Origin of the sequence: Aeromonas sp. PS2Canimalfood6, assembly GCF_048276795.1 — a bacterium.
GTDB classification, from domain to species: Bacteria; Pseudomonadota; Gammaproteobacteria; order Enterobacterales; family Aeromonadaceae; genus Aeromonas; species Aeromonas caviae.
On sequence record NZ_JBLUXC010000184.1, the window covers coordinates 1 to 317 of the forward strand.

Sequence of the window (317 nt, forward strand, 5' to 3'; positions counted from 1 at the left end):
GGAGACCACAACGTTGATAGGTGGGGTGTGTAAGCGTAGCGATACGTTGAGCTAACCCATACTAATTACCCGTGAGGCTTAACCATACAACACCCAAGAAGTGTTTCTGGCCTTGTAGCAAATGAGCGAACTACTTACAAATTCAGTGGTGATGACAAAGCAAAGTAGCGAAGTCGTTATTCACATCAGCTTTCCGAGATTGAAGATTTTGCCTGGCGGCAATAGCGCAGTGGAACCACCTGACCCCATGCCGAACTCAGAAGTGAAACGCTGTAGCGCCGATGGTAGTGTGGCATTCGCCATGCGAGAGTAGGACA

Annotated in this window: 2 rRNA genes; both read left to right on the top strand. The window is 48.9% G+C overall.

From position 1 onward, the window contains the following. Positions 1–86: ribosomal RNA gene (locus ACNPAA_RS21175) — 23S ribosomal RNA — on the top strand; the annotation flags it as partial. A 125-nt stretch (positions 87–211) separates the two neighbouring features. Then, positions 212–305: ribosomal RNA gene (gene rrf / locus ACNPAA_RS21180) — 5S ribosomal RNA — on the top strand. Positions 306–317: the final 12 nt, after the last annotated feature.